Here is a 17,167-nt window from a genome sequence, read left to right on the forward strand (position 1 = left end):
GCCGGCTACTTCGGCTCGTCCGTGATGCGCGGAACCTCGAAGGCGCCGGATTTGATCTCGGCGCGCTTGGCTTCCATCGCCGCTTCGGCATCTGCCGGGGCGACGCCCTTGACATAGGCAATGTCGCTGCCGCCTTCCTTGAGCAGGCCGAAGGCTGTGTAGTCCTTGCCGACCGGCTTGCCGGCGGAGACGTCGGCAATTGCGGCGTTGAGGATAGGGCGGAAGCCCCAGAGCGCGTTGGCGAAGACCGTGTCGGGATAGCGCGGCGTATAGTCGATCAGCGAACCCACGGATTTGAGCCCGCGTTCCTTCGCGGCATCGGCGGTGCCGATGCGCTCGCCGAAGAGGATGTCGGCACCGGCGTCGATCTGGGCGAGGCCCGCTTCGCGCGCCTTCGGCGGGTCGAAGAAGGTACCGATGAAGGTGACGAGGTGCTTGGCATCGGGATTGACGGCCTTCACGCCCGCAGCGAAGGCGTTGATCAGCATGTTGACTTCCGGGATCGGCATGGCGCCGACGGAGCCGACGACGTTCGACTTCGTTATCTTGCCGGCGAGCATGCCGGCCAGATAGGCGCCGTCGTGGTTCCAGGTGCCGAAAACGCCGAAGTTGTCGCCCGATTCCTTGCCGCTCGAGCCGAGGACGAAGGCGGTTTCCGGATAGTCTGCGGCCACTTCGCGGGCCTGCTTTTCAACGGCATAGGCTTCGCCGATGATGAGCTTTGCACCCTGCTCGGCATATTCGCGCATCGCGCGGGGATAGTCCGTGCCGGAAACGCCTTCGGAGAAGACATACTCGATCACGCCTTCCGCGACCGCATCCTGCAGCGCCTTGTGCAGGACCGAGTTCCAGGCGTTTTCGACAGGGGAGGCGTGAATACCGGCAACCTTAACCGGCGTGCTGGCGCGGACGCCCGGCGCAAAAGCGCTCACGCCAAGCGCCAAGCCCGACGCAAGCACATTGCGCCGGCTCATCATCAGATCTCTTGCCATGGATGGTGTTCCCCATTTTTACCAATTGGTAGAATCTTTATTTTGTACAAAGCTTTGTCAAGCAGTGCGGGTGAATAGAAAAGCGGCAATGAGCGACTTTTCCGGCGATCGCGGATGACGGTCATCGATGCCTGAGCCGCTCGAGGCTACGGGCCTCGCGGAACAAGCGCCATGTGCGTTCGTTTTCCACCTTGCCAAGAAGCAGAGGCTGAAGTGAAACAGGAAGCCTCCGTGTGCCGCTGCACATGTGAGGCTTCCTTGTGCGGGGCGGTCGAGCCCCCAACCCGGAGCTGTCCATGGAAGAATTCATCCTGTTCGCATTGGTCGGCTTTCTCGCGCAGGTGATCGATGGCGCTCTCGGGATGGCCTACGGCGTCATCTGCTCAACGGTGCTTCTTGCCTTTGGCGTGCCGCCTGCCCAGGCGTCGGCATCAGCCCATGCGGCGGAATTGTTCACCACTGCCGCTTCCGGATCGGCCCATCTCTATCACCGCAACATCGATTGGAAGCTGTTCTGGCGGCTCATTCCTTTCGGCATCGCCGGTGGAATGCTGGGTGCCTTCGTCGTGACCTCGTTTGACGGAGATCAGGTCAAGCCTTTCGTCACGGCCTATCTTGCAGTGATCGGAGCCTGGCTGCTTTACCGCTCCTTTCATCGCATTCCCACAAACCCGGTCAAGCTGAGGATCGTGGCACCGCTCGGCGCAACCGCGGGGTTTCTGGATGCCGCGGGCGGCGGCGGATGGGGGCCCGTCGCCACCACCGGTCTGCTCGGCGCAGGCGGACAGCCGCGCTACGTCATCGGGACCGTCAATGCGAGCGAGTTTCTGATCGCACTTTCAGTGTCTCTGAGCTTCCTGGCCACGGTTCTAACCGGTCACTGGGAACAGGCTGGCGATTTCCGCGACCATCTTACATCCATCGGCGGGCTGATCACGGGCGGCGTGCTTGCCGCGCCCTTTGCAGGATGGGTGGTCAAGGCACTGCGAGAGAAAACGCTCCTGCGGCTCGTCGGATCTTTGATCACGCTGTTGGCCGGCTATCAGACGCTCGAACTTACCGGGTATTTCTGAACCCCGGCTTTCTTCAGATTGCGAAAAGTTCGATCGGCTTCTCAAAGCCCTTGAGAGAGTATTTTCGGCCCTCGCTTGCCGCCGTTTGGCTCTGCGCGCGCTCGCAAACGGCTTTGGTCACCAGAATTCGCCCCGCCTCGGCGGCGGACTGGGCCCGAGCGGCAGTATTCACAACCGTTCCGATTGCAGTCAGGTCGCGGTGGGATCGGCCGAACTCTCCGAAGCTGGCCTCACCGGTGTCGATGCCGATGCCGACACCGAGCTCACTTCCGTCCAGGCCGGCACCCTCCGCCAGGCGAACCTCACGGCGCAATTGGCATCGGCGCTGGATCTCGCGTGCGGCAAGTACGGCGCGCTCGGCGTGATCCGCGTGGGGGATCGGAAAGTTGAAGATTGCCATGATCGCGTCCCCGACCGTCTTGTTGAGAAGGCCGTCGAACTCCCAAATCGCCGCGGCACATTCATCGTAGAAATCATCCAGCAGCGACGAGACAGTATCGGCCGTAAGCGACTGCGAAAGCGCCGTATAGCCTCGCAGATCTGCAAAAAGGACGGAGACGTCAACGGTGATCTTGCGGGCTTTCATCACGCGCGTGAACATGAGTTCGCAGATCGTGCAGGTATTCGGGTTCATCCGGCTCGGGCGGATGCCAAAGGCGCGGAAGGGAATGGAAGCCGGCCCGCGCAGGGGCACGGGAATACGCATCTGCTCCCAGCATCCCTTGCAAATCCTGGATTGAGACATGTTGCCGCCGCCCTGTTTGCGTGACGCGCTGCGACTCTCGCATATATGGGCCACAAAATCTCTCGAAAACCCTTGCGGTCCGTAACTGAGACCGCGATGGTCCGTTAACCTTCGGACAGTTCTTCGGCCGTGGCCGCTATGGGTGCATTCCACAAGGAATTGTTGACGTATTTGAAAGCAAGGATGCTGACAATTGAGGCGACTATAACTATAATGACGATACGCATGAAGATTTACCAGGTTCGTTGCCACGCCGAGGAACTCTCCCGGAGACCTCGTTGTTCCAGCACATCCGGTTCGGCGGGAATTCCAACCGACTAACCGAGAAGTAATTCACGGATAAGCCCGATTGACGAAAACCGGTGCTGCCTTTTCGGCGGCAGCCGACGGCTTTCACCTGTCCGGCCGAGCGGGATCTCCAACAGTCCTTCCTCAACGAACCTGTGTTTGCGCGACAGGCAGATAGACTTTGGAGCCGGCGCGCTCTCCACCACTCAAGGAACCCCCGACCAGCAGATAGGCTGATATTCCGAGGACCGACAACAGCAGAATGCTTACGGGCAGTCCCGTTGAGGCGTGATGTTCCGGTTCCTGATAATTCCATCCAGTCATTCGAACGTACTCCACTCCACACAAAGTGAGAACGAGCCACCGATGCAGCAGTTCCTGCAACGATGGATGAACCTGGGTAACGATGTTCGAGGCGTTGTAACGAGCCGGCATTATACCATGCCGTCGCTGCCGCGGAGGGGTTATTGGCGGGGTATCATTCCGCCACGTTCACCGGCCGTTCCTAGCTATTTCAGGCGTGGCTCGGGCTAGAGCGGGATAAGGAAAAGTGTGTCCGGTTTGCGGCCGCTTGGGATGCGGACGCATTTGCCGAAGCCATTCACCAGATCACGTCGTAAAGAGTAATAAAGACGATCATTCCAATGCAGAGTGCTGGCGTCGACCTGATCGCGAAATCGACGGGATTGAATTGGTATCCGAAGCTTTCAACATAGGATTTCATTGTTTCCTCCCGGTGAGCTGTCTGGAATCGAGACGGTTTGGCGAACGGACCACCCGCTTCCTTCGGAAGCGTGATTTGCAAGGCTCGCTCAGAGCCCGCGGAGCAGGTTCGACTCCATGGCAGCACGAACAAGTGCCGCCATATTCTCCATCGGCAACAGAGAAAGCTTGCGCCTTTATGGAGTCGATCGATGATCGGAGAGATGGGTTAGGATCTTGGAGCCAAGCCCGTCAATGAGTAGCCATTAACTGTTGGGCCATAAATGTGGCGAAACCAAGGTTTGCTCAGCTATTACTGAAGAGATTCCAGGAGACTGAGGGAATTTTTTTAAACGCCTCGGGATTTTTCTTTCTCGCTGAATTCCCCCTCTTCAATATTTTCTTGTTCCGATACGCATAAGTGTTTTTCTCTGCAGCTCTCGGGATTTGATATTTACTTGGCTGGACTGTCGCACTTCCTCCCGCGGCAGGCTTTTTCGTTTCTGTCAGGCCGCAGCTTCAAAGCGCCAGGGCGAGCTGCGGCCCGCTGCGATCGGCCACGGGATCGAGAGACGAGAGCGTGACCCCGAGCAATCGAATGCCTTTGGCGGCGGGGAAGATCGGTGACAGCAGCAGTTCCACGATCTCGCCCATTTCGGCGGCGCTCGCAATCGGCGCAACGATGGTCTTGCTTCGGGTGATCTGCGTGAAATCTGCCCACTTCACCTTCAGTGTCACGGTCTTGCCGCGAATGCCGCTGGCTTCACAATAGTGCCAGACCTTGTCGATCAAAGGCTTAAGGCCCGCGCGGGCCGCCTCAAGATCATGAACATCCTCCCGAAACGTATCCTCGGCGCCGATCGATTTCCGGATGCGGTCGGGCTTGACCTCACGCTCGTCGATGCCGCGGGCGATCCAGTAGAAATACGGCCCCGACTTGCCGAAGTGCTGTTGCAGGAAGGCGAGATCACGGGATTTGAGGTCGGCGCCGGTTTCGATGCCGAGCCGTTTCATCTTCTCCGCCGTTGCCGGTCCGACGCCGTGAAACTTCTTGACGGGAAGCGCCTGAACGAAATCTGGGCCGTGCTTCGGCGTGATGACGAATAGCCCATCGGGCTTGCGCTGGTCCGAAGCGATCTTCGCAAGGAACTTGTTGTAGGATACGCCGGCGGATGCGGTGAGCTGCGTCTCGGCCCGGATCCTGGCGCGTATCTGTTGCGCGATCTCGGTTGCGAGCTGCATGCCTTTCAGGTTCTCGGTAACGTCGAGATAGGCTTCATCCAGCGACAAAGGTTCGATCAGCGGCGTGTATTCGGCAAAGATCGCTTGAATCTGCCGCGAGACGGCCCGGTAGACGTCGAAGCGGTGCGGAACGAAGATCAGCTCCGGACATTTGCGCTTGGCCGTCACCGACGGCATAGCCGAGTGAACGCCGAATTTGCGAGCCTCGTAGCTCGCGGCCGCGACCACGCCGCGCGCCTCCGGATACCCGACTGCGACCGGTTTGCCTCGAAGCTCCGGATTGTCGCGCTGCTCCACCGAAGCATAAAATGCGTCCATGTCGATGTGGATGATTTTCCGCACGCGAGCAAAAGTGGAGGAGGCAGGTGCCCCTCCACTCCTTTCATCTTCCTCCGGCTCCGCTGGCATCATTTCCTCTCGCTATAGCGCTGTCTATCCTATCCGAACCTCCCATGCTTGCTTAGCCGTAAAGTTACGCGGGGTAGATGCCCTTGGCATGTTCTAGCTGACTTCCGGAAGCTTCTCGATCAGCTTGTCGAGCGTGATCGGATACTCCCGTACCCTTATGCCGGTCGCATTGTAGATGGCGTTCGCGACAGCTGCCGCCACACCGCAGATCCCGAGCTCGGCAATACCCTTGGCCTTCATCGGCGAGGACATCGGATCCGTCTCTTCCAGGAAGACGACCTCCTGGTGCGGGATGTCGGCGTGCACCGGCACCTCGTAGGCCGCGAGATCGTGATTGACGAAGAAGCCACGCTCCTTGTCGACGACGAGTTCCTCGGTCAGCGCGCCGCCGACCCCCATTGTCATCGCGCCGATCACCTGGCTGCGTGCCGTGATCGGATTGAGGATCCGGCCGGCGGCGCAGACCGCCAGCATTCGCCGGATCCGTGTCTCCCCTGTCGCGACGTCGACCGCGACCTCGACGAAATGAGCTCCAAAGGTGGATTGCTGATGGGTCTTGGTGAGGTCGCCGAATTCGATGAGATCCTCAGCGACGAGCCCCTGATCGCCGGCAGCTTGCGCGAGCGGCATTCGGCGGTCACCCGACCGGACTTCGCCGTCTGCGAAGACAAGGTCGTCCGTGCTGTTGAAGCCGAGCTTCTGCGCCACGGCTTCCCGCAGCTTGGCGCAGGCCGCGTATACGCCGGCCGTGGAGCAGTTTCCTCCGAACTGCCCGCCGGAACCCGAGGAAACAGGGAAGCGCGAGTCTCCCAGGCTGACGGCGACCTTCTCGATCGGCACACCGAGCATTTCGGCCGCCGTCTGGGCGATGATCGTGTAACTGCCCGTACCGATATCGGTCATATCGGTTTCGACCGTGACGATGCCCTCGCGGTCGAGCCGGACGCGGGCGCCCGAATTCAGCACAAGATTGTTGCGAAACGCCGCCGCGACTCCCATGCCGATCAGCCAGTTTCCTTCGCGCCGAGCACCGGGTTGCTTGCTCCGGTCTTGCCAGCCGAAGCGCTCCGCGCCCGTGCGCAGGCAGCCGACGAGATTGCGATGCGAGAAGGGCCGTTCGGGATTCTCCGGATCGACCTGGGTGTCGTTGACGATGCGGAATTCGACGGGGTCGAGACCCAGCCTCTCGGCCATCTCGTCGATGGCGATCTCCAGAGCCATCATGCCCGGCGCCTCACCGGGAGCGCGCATCGCGTTTCCTTCGGGAAGATCGAGGGTGGCAAGCCGCATGGCGGTCATCCGGTTCGCTCCGGCATAAAGCAGACGAGTCTGCTGGACGGCCACTTCGGGACCACCGCCCGGAAGGTCCCCGGACCAGCTTTCATGCGCGATCGCCGTGATCTTGCCGTCGCGTCCTGCACCGATCCGGATCCTCTGAATCGTCGCCGGGCGATGCGTGGTGTTGTTCATCAGGAAAGGGCGGGGGAGGGCGACCTTTACGGGGCGCTTGGCTTCACGTGCGGCAAGCGCTGCCAACACCGCATCCGCGCGTAGGAACAGCTTCACCCCGAAGCCTCCGCCGATGAACGGCGACATGAGATGCACCCTGTCCTTGTCGATCCCAAGCGTCGTCGCGAGATCGGTCCGCCACCAGTCGATCATCTGGCTCGATGTCCAGACCGTCAGGTCGTCGCCGCTCCACGCGGCAATGGAAGCGTGCGGCTCCATCATGGCATGCGACTGGTCCGGGGTGGTATAGACCTGGTCGAGCTTGACGGAAGCTGCCTCGAAGGCGGCATCGAAGTCGCCCGCTCCGGAGTCTTCCTCGCCTTCCGGCTTGACGGCGCTGTCCTTGGCCGCGGCCAGATCGAAAGCGCCTTTTTCCTCGGCATATTCGACCTTGACGAGCGCCGCGGCGGCGCGGGCCTCCTCGAATGTCTCGGCGACCACGACGGCGATGGCCTGGTGGTAGTGCTGGATCTCGGTGCCACCGAAGAGCTTGGCGGTGTTGTATTTACCCTTCTTCAGTTCCCCGACGCCATCGGTGGTGACGACCGCGATCACACCGGGAGCATTTCTCGCGGCGGCGACATCCATCGACCTGATCCGGCCCTTGGCGATTGCCGAACCGACGATATAGCCATAGGCATAGCGGTTATTCGGATCATGCCACTCATAGGCATAGATTGCTTTGCCGGTCGTCTTGAGCGGACCGTCGATGCGGGGGATGGGCTTGCCGATTACCTTGCCCTGGTCGATCGGGTTCGTCGTTGCTGGTGTATCGAATTTCATTGTCTCATCCCTTCGCTTCGACGAGGACCGCGCTCAGCGCGCGTTCCACGAGCGTGAGCTTGAAGGTGTTCTGTTCAGTCGGGCGGGCGCCGGCAAGAAGCTTGGCGGCGACCGCCTTTGCTCCGTTCGCCAGCTCCTTGTCGGCCGCCTCGTCACGCCATGGTTTCGGCGCGATGCCGCCGAGCGCGACATGGCCGGTTCCGTCCGGCCGCAAGATGGCGCCGACGGAGACGAGCGCAAATGCGTAGGACGCCCGGTCGCGAACCTTGCGATAGATCTGCTTGCCGCCGGCCGGCTTCGGCAGGACGACCGCGGTGATCAATTCGCCCCGCTCGAGGACATGTTCGATATGCGGCGTGTCACCCGGCAGGCGATGGAGATCTGCGATCGGGAGGCTGCGCGTCGTGCCGTCGGCTCGCACGGTCTCCACGACGGCGTCGAGGGCACGCATGGCGACCGCCATGTCGCTCGGATGGCTGGCGATGCAGGCATCGCTGACGCCAACCACCGCAAGCTGGCGGCTGAAGCCGGCCAGCGCCGAGCAGCCGCTGCCCGGCTGCCTTTTGTTGCACGGCTGGTTGGTATCGTAGAAATACGGACAGCGGGTGCGTTGAAGCAGGTTGCCGGCGGTCGTCGCCCTGTTGCGCAATTGTCCCGATGCCCCTGCGAGCAGGGCGCGCGACAGAAGGGCGTAATCGCGGCGGACCCGTTCGTCGGCGGCAAGATCCGTATTGCGGACGAGGGCACCGATACGCAGCCCACCTTCCGGTGTGGGTTCGATCCTGTCCAGTGCCAGCCCGTTGACATCGACCAGATGTGTCGGTGTCTCGATCTCCAGCTTCATCAGATCCAGGAGATTGGTGCCGCCGGCGATGAATTTCGCGCCATCCGTGGTGGCAGCGGCCCGGGCCGCGGCCTCGATCGACGAGACGCGTTCGTAGCTGAAAGCTCTCATGCCTTCCTCCCCGCGGCTTCGGTGATGGCTTCGACGATGTTCGAATAGGCGCCGCAACGACAGATGTTGCCGCTCATGCGCTCGCGGATCTCGGCGGGCGTTATTTCGGCCGGCGCCGTAAGATCCACCGTCACATGGCTTGGGATATTGGCCCTGATTTCATCGAGCATTGCAACGGAGGAACAGATCTGGCCGGGCGTGCAGTAGCCGCACTGGAATCCGTCGTGCTGGACAAAGGCGGCCTGCATCGGATGGAGGTTTTCGGGCTGCCCCAATCCCTCGAGCGTGGTGATGCTGTCGCCCTCGTGCATGACGGCGAGCGTCAGGCAAGAGTTGACACGGCGGCCGTCGATGAGAACCGTGCACGCTCCGCACTGACCGTGATCGCATCCCTTCTTGGTGCCCGTCAAATGCAGATGCTCGCGCAGCGCGTCGAGGAGGGACGTGCGGTTATCGAGCTGAAGCTCCCGGCGTTCTCCGTTCACCGTGAAAGTGACCTTCGTGCTCTGGGGTGCGGTGGAGACATTGGTCTGCGCGTGACCGAGCGAGTGTGCGCTCACCACTGTCACGGTTGCGGCCGAGGCGGCGAGCAGGTCGCGCCGCGAGATTTCAAGTGCGCCAGGACTTTGCATATCCAGCTCCATGTCTTGATGATGAAAGGTCTAGGACGAAGCGGCCTACGCCGCGAACGCGCAACAACCGAGCGCGGGAAATGATCCCGCAGGCGCATTCACAAGTGAGTTAGGGCAGAGAGCGCGTGTGACTACCATCGCGATGCCGATAGTGCCTGTGAGCCGATTGTTAAATGGCGGTACTGAATCGGGCGCCTTCACAGGCAGAGGTGACTTGACGAAAGGCGAATCATGTAACAAACATTGTTACATGATTTGGGAGAACCGCACGATGAAATCTCCGGGCGTCGATAGTCCAGCTTTTACCGCCGCCCACGCCAGTTCCTACGTCGAAGGGACGTTGAGAAAAGTACCGGGGCTGGCCGCTCTGCATCGCATGACATCGATGTTGGTCGCGGAACGTGCACCGGCGCAGGCGCGGGTTCTGGTGCTCGGCGCCGGCGGCGGCATGGAGCTCAAAGCCCTCGCCGACGACAATTCAGGTTGGCGCTTCTGCGGCATCGACCCGTCGGCGGACATGCTTCGCGTCGCAGAACAGACGGTGGGGGCCCATCTGCCGCGTGTCCATCTGCAGCAGGGCTACATAGACGACGCACCGGAGGGGCCGTTCGACGCGGCGGTCTGCCTGCTCACGCTCCACTTTGTTGATCGCCCTCATCGCCTCGACACACTCGAACAGATTCGCCGCCGTCTGGTGCCAGGCGCTCCGTTCGTCGTCGCGCATATCAGTTTCCCGCAATCGGAACCTGAGCGCTCGACCTGGATCGCCCGTCACGTCGCGTTCGGCGGAACAGCCTCCGGCGATGCTGAAAGTGCAAGGCAGGCGATCGCGACGAAGTTATCGGTTCTCTCGCCCGAGGAGGACGAGGCGGTGCTTCGCAAGGCGGGCTTCTCGGATGTTCGCCTGTTCTATGCGGCGATGACCTTCAGGGGCTGGGTAGGATACGCCTGAACTCTCAACATCCTGAGTGCTCATGGTTTGCCCGTCCTGCTCCCGCGATAGAAGATCATGCCGCCGTGATGCAGAACGCCGTCGATAAAATCTCCATCCGCTGTAAAGCCAGTATCGTCCCAATAATCGATATGCGTGCCCGCCACTTGGTAGCGTCCCTCATAGGCCCGTTCACGCGTACCGCGGGCCTCGACATAGCGACCGTTCGGCAGGAGCTCGTGGCGGATGTAACTGTCTTCTGTGACCCAAAGGCCGACATAGGGGTGATTGGTCTGCATTTCGGCTTCCTCGCTACGGTTTGGCTCAGGAGTGCGGCGGTCATCAAGGTCGAAGCGATCAGCAGCTTGCGGCCGCCGCCGGTGAGGCGATCTGTCAATAAGGAAAAGAACATGGAATATTCCTTTCGTCAGGGGGACGCGGAAAAGCGTCCCGGGAACGCGCCGGGTCAATTGCTCGATGCGGTCGGCCTGATCGTGATCTCGGTGGTGTCCACACTCCGCGGAGCCTCGATCACCTGCCGGACCGCGCGGGCTATGTCGGCGGGCTGAAGCGCGATGGCGCGATAGGCGTCCATTGCCGCCACGGTCTCCTGGTGGGTGATGGTTGCAGCAAGTTCGCTCTCGACGACGCCGGGATTGACGCAGGTGACGCGGATATTGGTACTCTCCTGGCGCAGCCCGTCCGAGATCGCACGAACCGCGAACTTCGTTGCGCAATAGACCGCGGCTGTGGGTACGACCGACAGCGCTCCGATCGAGCCGATATTGATGATCTGCCCGCTGCGCTGTGCCTCCATGATCGGCAATACGGCCGCGATGCCCCAAAGGACGCCCTTTATGTTCACGTTGATCATGCACTCCCACTCGTCCAGCTTGACGGCGGCAAGCGGCGAGAGCGGCATGACGCCGGCATTGTTCACCAGAACGTCGATGCGTCCCCATCTGTCGACCGCGGCCTGCGTAAAGGCTGCCATGGAGTGACGGTCGGTCACGTCCAGCACCTGCGCCTGGGCGGTTCCTCCTGCGTCTCGAATCTCCGCGGCGATGGCCTCGATACGGGCCTGGCGGCGTGCACCCAGCAATATTTTCGCACCCGCGGCGCCAAGCTCCCGAGCAATGCCCTCGCCGATGCCGCTGGAGGCGCCAGTGATAAGAATGACCTTGTCCATGTTGTACTCCGTTCTTTGATTTGCACGGAGAAGATGGACTTCAATGACTGTCGCCGGTATCCATCGATCACTGAACTCAATGGTTAGCAGTGCTCTACAATGAAAATAGACATGAACCTTCTGCCGCTTTTCCTGGCCGTCGCGGAGGAGGACAACTTCCGCGCTGCCGCGGATCGCCTCGGTGTGACCCGCTCGGCTGTCAGCCAGGGAGTTCGGCGGCTCGAAGATGCCTTTGGTACGACGCTCGTCACCCGCACGACGCGTTCAGTTCGCCTGACCGGAGCGGGGGAGCGTCTGCGCGAGGCTCTGTCGCAGCCCTTGTCGGATATTGGGGCGGCGCTCGATCGGGTAGCGGGTGAGGATGAGCCCCGCGGTCTTTTGCGGATCGCCGTCACCTCCATCGCCGAGCAATTCCTTTCCGGTCCGCTCATCGCTTCCTTTGCTCAGACCCATCCGAAGGTGACGATAGACATCACCGTCACGGACGAGGAGTTCGACATCGTGGCCGCCGGGTTCGACGCGGGCGTCAGGCTTGGCGAGGTGATCGAGCAGGACATGATCGCGGTGCCGCTGACGGGCGATCAGCGCGAGCTGGCCGTTGCTGCCCCCGCCTATCTCGCAGTCCACGGCACGCCGGCGCACCCGCGTGAGCTCGTCCATCATCGCTGCATAGGCTGGCGGCGAGCGCCGAATGTCGCGCCCTACAGGTGGGAATTCGAGGAGAATGGTGTTCCCTTCGATGTGGCGGTCGAGCCCCAGATCACCACCAATGACCTGCGCTTCATGCTCCGCTCGGCACTGTGCGGGGCCGGGATCACCTTCGCAACGGAAGAAACCTTCCGCCCGTTCGTGGAGACCGGTGACCTTGTTCCGCTGCTGCAGGATTTCCTGCCGCCGTTCCCCGGCTTCTTTCTTTATTTCCCTCAGCGCCGCAACATGGCACCAAAGATGCGAGCTTTGATCGAGCATATACGGCGGTGGCGATAACCGGCGAGTTTTCGGGAGATGTGGTTGCGGGGGGTGAGGATGCCGATGCAAAGAGCGTGCCTGCCTCTTACGATGCGTGCCAATAGGTGGCGACCGATTGCTCCTGTTTCGTAACCCCCCGCATCCGAAGCGTTGCCCAGATAGGGTTGAGGTGCGCGTACAGGCTTTCGAAAAGCTGCGCGGCCTCCTTAGCTACGATTGTTGCCTGCAGATGGTACGGTCGGCCGCTCATGAGTTGCTCCAATGCGGACCCGCGGCCGGATGCCACAGCCGATTCGGAAAGAAATGCTGCCTGGAGATCGACATGATCGCGGCGCGTTTTGTCGGAAGGTCGACGGTTCTTGTGTGAGAGAAGCCCGAGCGCTGCAGGTTGCGGAGCTGGCGGTGGTGCGCTGAGCTCGGTTCCTGCACGATCCGTTCGGTTCGAGGATCATCGAGAAACATCAGATGCAGAAGGGAGGGTAGCCAAGCCGTGAACCAGGGCTTGCCGCGACAGGACTCCTCTCCAACTATGACGTGGCAACCGCGGTCGTAGTCGCCGGCACCTGAGAATGGTCCGATCACGTCCTCTTTTGCCCAGTAGATCTCGAAGTAGGAAAAGGCCCGTGCGTTGAAGCGGCCGATCAGCGGTATCGTATGCGGATCGGCGAACATGCGCTCCAGATAGCGTCCATGGGCGGCTTCGCTTCCCGCCTCGTTCCAGAATTCGTCGACCCTCGGGTCATTCATCCAGCGGTGAATGTCGGGAAGGTCATCGAGTGTCGCGACGTGGAGCGACAGCGTGCCCGACAGCCACGGGATGAATCGGGCATAGACGCATCCGGCTGGTTTTGGCGGGCGTAGGGGATGCTCGGTCCTACCGTCAAAGAGGTCGCGCCGTGGGAAGGCGACTGACGGCGAGGCCATCCAGATCTCCGGTATCTGCCAGAACATATCTGCGAAGATCGTTCGATGCGAGATCGCGCTGGTGTTCTCGCCCAAAATGCCACTCCGCTTCAACTCCGGGGAAAGAGCGTTCCAGCCCTCTCCCGCAAGTCTGATTGACGCCAGGTCTCGTCGTGTCGCGAACAGAAATTCGAAGGCTGCGCAGGCAAGCCGAAGACCCTCGGCGTCGCCTAAGTGGAGATCGTCGATGCGGAGTTCCCCCTCCGCAAATGCGAAGCGCGCGCGGTGACCGCGGGCCGCCGAGGCCGACAAGATTGAACCGGCCTCGTAGAGGTCGACGGGTCCGCTAGAATGAAGCTGAAAGGAGCGAAAGGCGCGGCCATCTTGAACGTCGGACCCAGCGTGCCCGCCGCCCGCTCCCGGGGTGGAACCCCACTGTCCTCGGTGACCCCGGTCCATTAAAAAACCTTGGTCAGCGAGACCGCGAATGTGCGGCCGCGGCCCTTGTAGTCGAACACCGACTCGTCGGCCAGGCCGCCGTAAAGGGCTTTGGCGCGAGAACCCCAGATAGTGGTGTAATCAGTATCGAAGATGTTATGGATACCGAAATTCAACGTCGTATCGGTATTCTCGAACCTATAGCCGCCGGTTAGATCAAACAGCGTATAATCGTCGATCTTGAAATCCTGGGCGTCGGTGAGTTCGAATACGTGCTGACCGGAAAACCTAACGCTGAGAGCGTCATTGGTCCAGCCGACATAGCCGCCGAATTTGGAGACGCTCGCGCTGCCGACAGAGTCCTTTTCCCAACCGTCGGCTCCCTTGACCTCGGTTCTGACCCAGTGCCCCAGAACTCCAACGTTGAAACCATGACCGAGCTTTACGCCCGCCTTTCCTTCGATGCCGTAGACGCGTCTCTCCCGATCGATGACCTCAACGGCAAGCGATGAGCGATTGAGATTGATGGAACGATCGGAGAGCGAGTAATAGGCCGCCGTTTCAAGACTGTAAGTGCCGTCATCGAGACGATAGCCGATTTCGAATGAGTTGGTCTTGATCGCCTCGAGCGCGGAATCGCCCACGTTCACGCTATCGAGAAGCGTGTAGTGTCCACCGGAGAAGGAGTAGTTGCCAATTCCATAGTACTTGGCCGGATCCGGCAATTCGAAGCCCTGGCTGAAATTGGCGTAGACCTGCTGCGTATTCGTCAACTGATAGGTCGCGCCTGCACTGAACAAAGCGGCGTCATAATTGACTTCGCCGCCAGGTATGGTGTCGGCAGAAGTTGCTCTGCCCTGCAGGATGGCGACCTGCTGCGCCGCTCCGATAAAGTCGGATACTTTGGTGTTGACGAATTGATAGCGCACCCCGCCGTTTAGAGTGAGCCTGTCGGTAGCCTCGTAGGAGGCCTCAGCAAAGCCGGCGATGGTGGAGACATCGATGGATGGATAAAGACCGGTCCTCCCGATCGTATCGAAATCGAGCCCTCCGGATTGCCCCGCTGTCAGCGTGTCGAAAATGTTCTGACGCGCCTTGAAGGAATCCCTGTCGGCGTCGACGCCATAGGTGATTTTCAGTGCATCGGTGGGTTCCGCGACCAAGGCGGCCCTGATGCCGTAATAATCTGTGTCCTGCGAACTGCCGTAGAAGTAAGGACCCGTCTCACTATTGCCTGAAGCAGGGAAGGGATGGAACTTTATTTGCTCAGTCCGGTAAGATCCTTGAAGCAATAGCTGCTGGCCGAGAACGTCATTATCGGTGTAGGTGAGGTTGAACATCGAGCGGCGTGTCTGCGGATTGAAGTCGGACTCGTATCCGGGACGGGTTTCAAACAGGCTGGGGTCGGCGAGCGCTGCAAAGAAGGGCCCGTAATAAACCCCGTAATCCGAATCCTGCTTGCTGTCGAAGTATTGCCCGGAAAATTCAAGGCGACGGCCGTCGTCGATCTGGTAGCCGACTGACCCCATCAGGTCGATGCGCTCGTTGAAGGCGGTGGACGTCTGCGTAATGTCGGGGATCAGCAGCGTGCCGCTGCCGTCATAAAAGGCGCCGGTCCTGTTGCCGGCAATCGAAAGGCGGGCATCCCAGTTTTCGCCGTTGTAGGTGACCGCACCCGCCGCATTGCGGTCTAAGTCCTGGCTGCCGGCAAAGCCGCTGCCCATGCCGCCGGTCACTTCCGCATGCAGGCCCTGCTCCGCGTCCTTGCCCTTCTTCGTGATGATGTTGATGATGCCGCCGGTCGCGTTTCCGCCGTAGATTGCGGTGGCCCCGGACAGGACCTCCACCCGTTCGATGTTGAACGGATCGATGGCATCGAATTGTCGGCTCAGCGAGCGCGCCGAGTTCATCGAGACACCGTCGATGAGGATCAGTGGTGGCCGGCCACGCAGGTTCTGGCCGAAGGACGTGCGCGCTCCGTCGCTCGCGGGATCGAAGCTCGGAATGGATTCACCCAGAATCTGCTGCAGCGTCTTGCCCGACCTAGCCTCGGCCTGGATCTGATCCGAATCGACGACGTAAATGGTGCGCGCGATTTCCGAAATTTGCTGAGCGGATCGTCCCCCGGTGACTACGATCTCTTCCAGGCTTGTCGCAGCTTCGGATTGATTCGCCGCCTCCTGCGCGACAGCACTCGTGCCAAGCGTCATTAACAGGAAGCAGACGCACGAGCCTAGGCCGCCCTTCTCAAAATTACCCATAACGCCCCCTGCGGCCCAGAAGACAACTGCCGCTGCCGGTGAATACAAGACTATTTAAGTCATGTTTAATGGGCTAAGGGTGTTCGCCGCTTGGATAATGGCGAACCTTATTTGGACGCATGCGAACGTCAACAGGAAAGGCTGCTCACGACATGGAGACGATCCGACCGCTGAAATTCGGGACGCTTTCTTTGCCTGATCGGGAAAGTAGACTCGTTTGCAGAAGCATTCTTCTGGATATGCTCGGAGAGGCGACCATCGCCGCGGACGAGGGCGATTTGACTGGTGTGACCGGCCTCTTCTGGAAATACGTTTCCCTGTCGCTGGCAACCGTCTATTTTCCCAGAACAATGCTTCGCGTCAAGGCAAGCGGCATGGGGGACGCCGGTATCGTCATCCTTCGTGCGATGGACGGTCCGCTCGTCATCCGTCACCGTCGGATAAAGGTTGAGACGGCGCGCGCAGACGTCATATTTCTTCCCTCGGACGCTTCATCCGAGATCACACTGCCGGAAGGTGGGCGCTTCGATTGTGCGCACCTTCCGGCCTATGCTCTGGCTTCCAAGCGTGATCTTCTAAAGCCGATCATGATGCAACCGCTCGCGGCGGAATGCCTGCCTTTGCAGCTCCTGACGAATTATGCGGGCTATCTTCTAAGGCAGGAGTATCAGAGCGAGGAACATGCCGGTATGATGGTCGCGCATTTCTACGATCTTCTGCCGGTGCTTGCTCAAGATATCGGCAAGGTAACTCCGCGAGAAACGCCCCACAGTCGCATGGCATCCATCAAGATGCACATAGAACAGAACCTTGCGAACGGCTCTTTCTCGATAACCGACGTGGCCGAGGCCGAGCGTATCACCCCGAGGGCAATCCAGAAATTCTTCAGCCGCGAGGGCACAACATTCTCCCGTTATGTGCTCGGAAGACGGCTCTCACTCGCCAAGGGCCTCATACTGGCCGAAGGCGAGGCCACGTCCATCAGCCAGATCGCCTACAATGTCGGCTTCAACGATCTTTCCTATTTCAATCGAACCTTCAGGAGCCGCTACGGCGTGCGCCCCTCCGACCTGCGCCGGCTCGCGGCGGCCGCCTGACGAACTGGCAGACAAAAGGGCGCTCCCGGTTTAGGGAGCCGCCATTCTTC

Annotated in this window: 14 protein-coding genes and 1 pseudogene; 4 read left to right on the forward strand and 11 right to left on the reverse strand. The window is 60.6% G+C overall.

The window, feature by feature from the left end; genetic code table 11:
* Positions 1 to 5: 5 nt before the first annotated feature.
* The gene (locus tag AC5J09_RS03845) at positions 6 to 992 is read right to left on the reverse strand and encodes a BMP family protein (RefSeq protein ID WP_494296919.1); all 987 of its coding nucleotides are present in this window, start codon (positions 990 to 992) and stop codon (positions 6 to 8) included.
* A 296-nt stretch (positions 993 to 1,288) separates the two neighbouring features.
* On the opposite strand from AC5J09_RS03845, the gene AC5J09_RS03850 reads away from it, so the two are divergent.
* On the forward strand, positions 1,289 to 2,065 hold the full coding sequence (locus AC5J09_RS03850; protein ID WP_440853069.1) for a sulfite exporter TauE/SafE family protein: 777 nt from the start codon (positions 1,289 to 1,291) through the stop codon (positions 2,063 to 2,065).
* Between the two features lie 13 nt (positions 2,066 to 2,078).
* Here AC5J09_RS03850 and AC5J09_RS03855 read toward each other — a convergent pair whose 3' ends face one another.
* From AC5J09_RS03855 to paoA, 6 genes are all read right to left on the reverse strand, one after another.
* Positions 2,079 to 2,810: an adenylate/guanylate cyclase domain-containing protein gene (locus tag AC5J09_RS03855; RefSeq protein ID WP_275600247.1), complete on the reverse strand. Its 732-nt coding sequence runs from the start codon at positions 2,808 to 2,810 to the stop codon at positions 2,079 to 2,081.
* An 889-nt stretch (positions 2,811 to 3,699) separates the two neighbouring features.
* A complete protein-coding gene (locus tag AC5J09_RS03860) occupies positions 3,700 to 3,822 on the reverse strand; it encodes a hypothetical protein (RefSeq protein WP_018096561.1) in 123 nt (40 codons plus the stop codon).
* 497 nt (positions 3,823 to 4,319) lie between these two features.
* Positions 4,320 to 5,453 (reverse strand): DNA polymerase IV, encoded by a 1,134-nt coding sequence (dinB, locus tag AC5J09_RS03865; RefSeq protein ID WP_416385294.1) that lies wholly within the window; start codon positions 5,451 to 5,453, stop codon positions 4,320 to 4,322.
* Between the two features lie 90 nt (positions 5,454 to 5,543).
* A complete protein-coding gene (paoC, locus tag AC5J09_RS03870) occupies positions 5,544 to 7,742 on the reverse strand; it encodes an aldehyde oxidoreductase molybdenum-binding subunit PaoC (RefSeq protein WP_494296920.1) in 2,199 nt (732 codons plus the stop codon).
* A 4-nt stretch (positions 7,743 to 7,746) separates the two neighbouring features.
* Positions 7,747 to 8,697: an FAD binding domain-containing protein gene (locus tag AC5J09_RS03875; protein WP_494296921.1), complete on the reverse strand. Its 951-nt coding sequence runs from the start codon at positions 8,695 to 8,697 to the stop codon at positions 7,747 to 7,749.
* A complete protein-coding gene (gene paoA, locus AC5J09_RS03880; protein WP_494296922.1) occupies positions 8,694 to 9,329 on the reverse strand; it encodes an aldehyde dehydrogenase iron-sulfur subunit PaoA in 636 nt (211 codons plus the stop codon). Before paoA ends, AC5J09_RS03875 begins: the two co-directional genes overlap by 4 nt.
* Before the next feature lie 271 nt (positions 9,330 to 9,600).
* On the opposite strand from paoA, the gene AC5J09_RS03885 reads away from it, so the two are divergent.
* Complete coding sequence (locus AC5J09_RS03885) at positions 9,601 to 10,281, forward strand: class I SAM-dependent methyltransferase (protein ID WP_494297053.1); 681 nt, start codon at positions 9,601 to 9,603, stop codon at positions 10,279 to 10,281.
* Between the two features lie 20 nt (positions 10,282 to 10,301).
* On the opposite strand, the pseudogene AC5J09_RS03890 reads toward AC5J09_RS03885, so the two are convergent.
* Positions 10,302 to 10,672: pseudogene (locus AC5J09_RS03890) on the reverse strand (Atu4866 domain-containing protein).
* A 54-nt stretch (positions 10,673 to 10,726) separates the two neighbouring features.
* Positions 10,727 to 11,449 (reverse strand): SDR family oxidoreductase, encoded by a 723-nt coding sequence (locus AC5J09_RS03895; RefSeq protein WP_494296923.1) that lies wholly within the window; start codon positions 11,447 to 11,449, stop codon positions 10,727 to 10,729.
* 99 nt (positions 11,450 to 11,548) lie between these two features.
* Between AC5J09_RS03895 and AC5J09_RS03900 the strand changes: the two genes are divergently transcribed.
* A complete protein-coding gene (locus tag AC5J09_RS03900) occupies positions 11,549 to 12,436 on the forward strand; it encodes a LysR family transcriptional regulator (RefSeq protein WP_102761984.1) in 888 nt (295 codons plus the stop codon).
* Between the two features lie 228 nt (positions 12,437 to 12,664).
* Here the strand turns inward: AC5J09_RS03900 and AC5J09_RS03905 are convergent, their stop codons facing one another.
* Positions 12,665 to 13,417: a GNAT family N-acetyltransferase gene (locus AC5J09_RS03905; protein WP_494296924.1), complete on the reverse strand. Its 753-nt coding sequence runs from the start codon at positions 13,415 to 13,417 to the stop codon at positions 12,665 to 12,667.
* Positions 13,418 to 13,779: 362 nt separating this feature from the next.
* On the reverse strand, positions 13,780 to 16,020 hold the full coding sequence (gene rhtA, locus AC5J09_RS03910; RefSeq protein WP_494296925.1) for a TonB-dependent siderophore receptor RhtA: 2,241 nt from the start codon (positions 16,018 to 16,020) through the stop codon (positions 13,780 to 13,782).
* 152 nt (positions 16,021 to 16,172) lie between these two features.
* On the opposite strand from rhtA, the gene rhrA reads away from it, so the two are divergent.
* On the forward strand, positions 16,173 to 17,117 hold the full coding sequence (rhrA, locus tag AC5J09_RS03915) for a rhizobactin biosynthesis transcriptional regulator RhrA (protein ID WP_338280141.1): 945 nt from the start codon (positions 16,173 to 16,175) through the stop codon (positions 17,115 to 17,117).
* The last annotated feature ends 50 nt before the right edge of the window (positions 17,118 to 17,167 follow it).

The sequence above is a fragment of the Sinorhizobium sp. genome (assembly GCF_059070375.1).

Excerpts from the sequence above, each read along its gene's own strand:
- AC5J09_RS03845 (WP_494296919.1), bottom strand. The coding sequence starts at position 992 with ATGGCAAGAGATCTGATGATGAGCCGGCGCAATGTGCTTGCGTCGGGC.
- AC5J09_RS03850 (WP_440853069.1), top strand. The coding sequence starts at position 1,289 with ATGGAAGAATTCATCCTGTTCGCATTGGTCGGCTTTCTCGCGCAGGTG.
- AC5J09_RS03855 (WP_275600247.1), bottom strand. The coding sequence starts at position 2,810 with ATGTCTCAATCCAGGATTTGCAAGGGATGCTGGGAGCAGATGCGTATT.
- AC5J09_RS03860 (WP_018096561.1), bottom strand. The coding sequence starts at position 3,822 with ATGAAATCCTATGTTGAAAGCTTCGGATACCAATTCAATCCCGTCGAT.
- dinB (WP_416385294.1), bottom strand. The coding sequence starts at position 5,453 with ATGATGCCAGCGGAGCCGGAGGAAGATGAAAGGAGTGGAGGGGCACCT.
- paoC (WP_494296920.1), bottom strand. The coding sequence starts at position 7,742 with ATGAAATTCGATACACCAGCAACGACGAACCCGATCGACCAGGGCAAG.
- AC5J09_RS03875 (WP_494296921.1), bottom strand. The coding sequence starts at position 8,697 with ATGAGAGCTTTCAGCTACGAACGCGTCTCGTCGATCGAGGCCGCGGCC.
- paoA (WP_494296922.1), bottom strand. The coding sequence starts at position 9,329 with ATGCAAAGTCCTGGCGCACTTGAAATCTCGCGGCGCGACCTGCTCGCC.
- AC5J09_RS03885 (WP_494297053.1), top strand. The coding sequence starts at position 9,601 with ATGAAATCTCCGGGCGTCGATAGTCCAGCTTTTACCGCCGCCCACGCC.
- AC5J09_RS03895 (WP_494296923.1), bottom strand. The coding sequence starts at position 11,449 with ATGGACAAGGTCATTCTTATCACTGGCGCCTCCAGCGGCATCGGCGAG.
- AC5J09_RS03900 (WP_102761984.1), top strand. The coding sequence starts at position 11,549 with ATGAAAATAGACATGAACCTTCTGCCGCTTTTCCTGGCCGTCGCGGAG.
- rhtA (WP_494296925.1), bottom strand. The coding sequence starts at position 16,020 with ATGGGTAATTTTGAGAAGGGCGGCCTAGGCTCGTGCGTCTGCTTCCTG.
- rhrA (WP_338280141.1), top strand. The coding sequence starts at position 16,173 with ATGGAGACGATCCGACCGCTGAAATTCGGGACGCTTTCTTTGCCTGAT.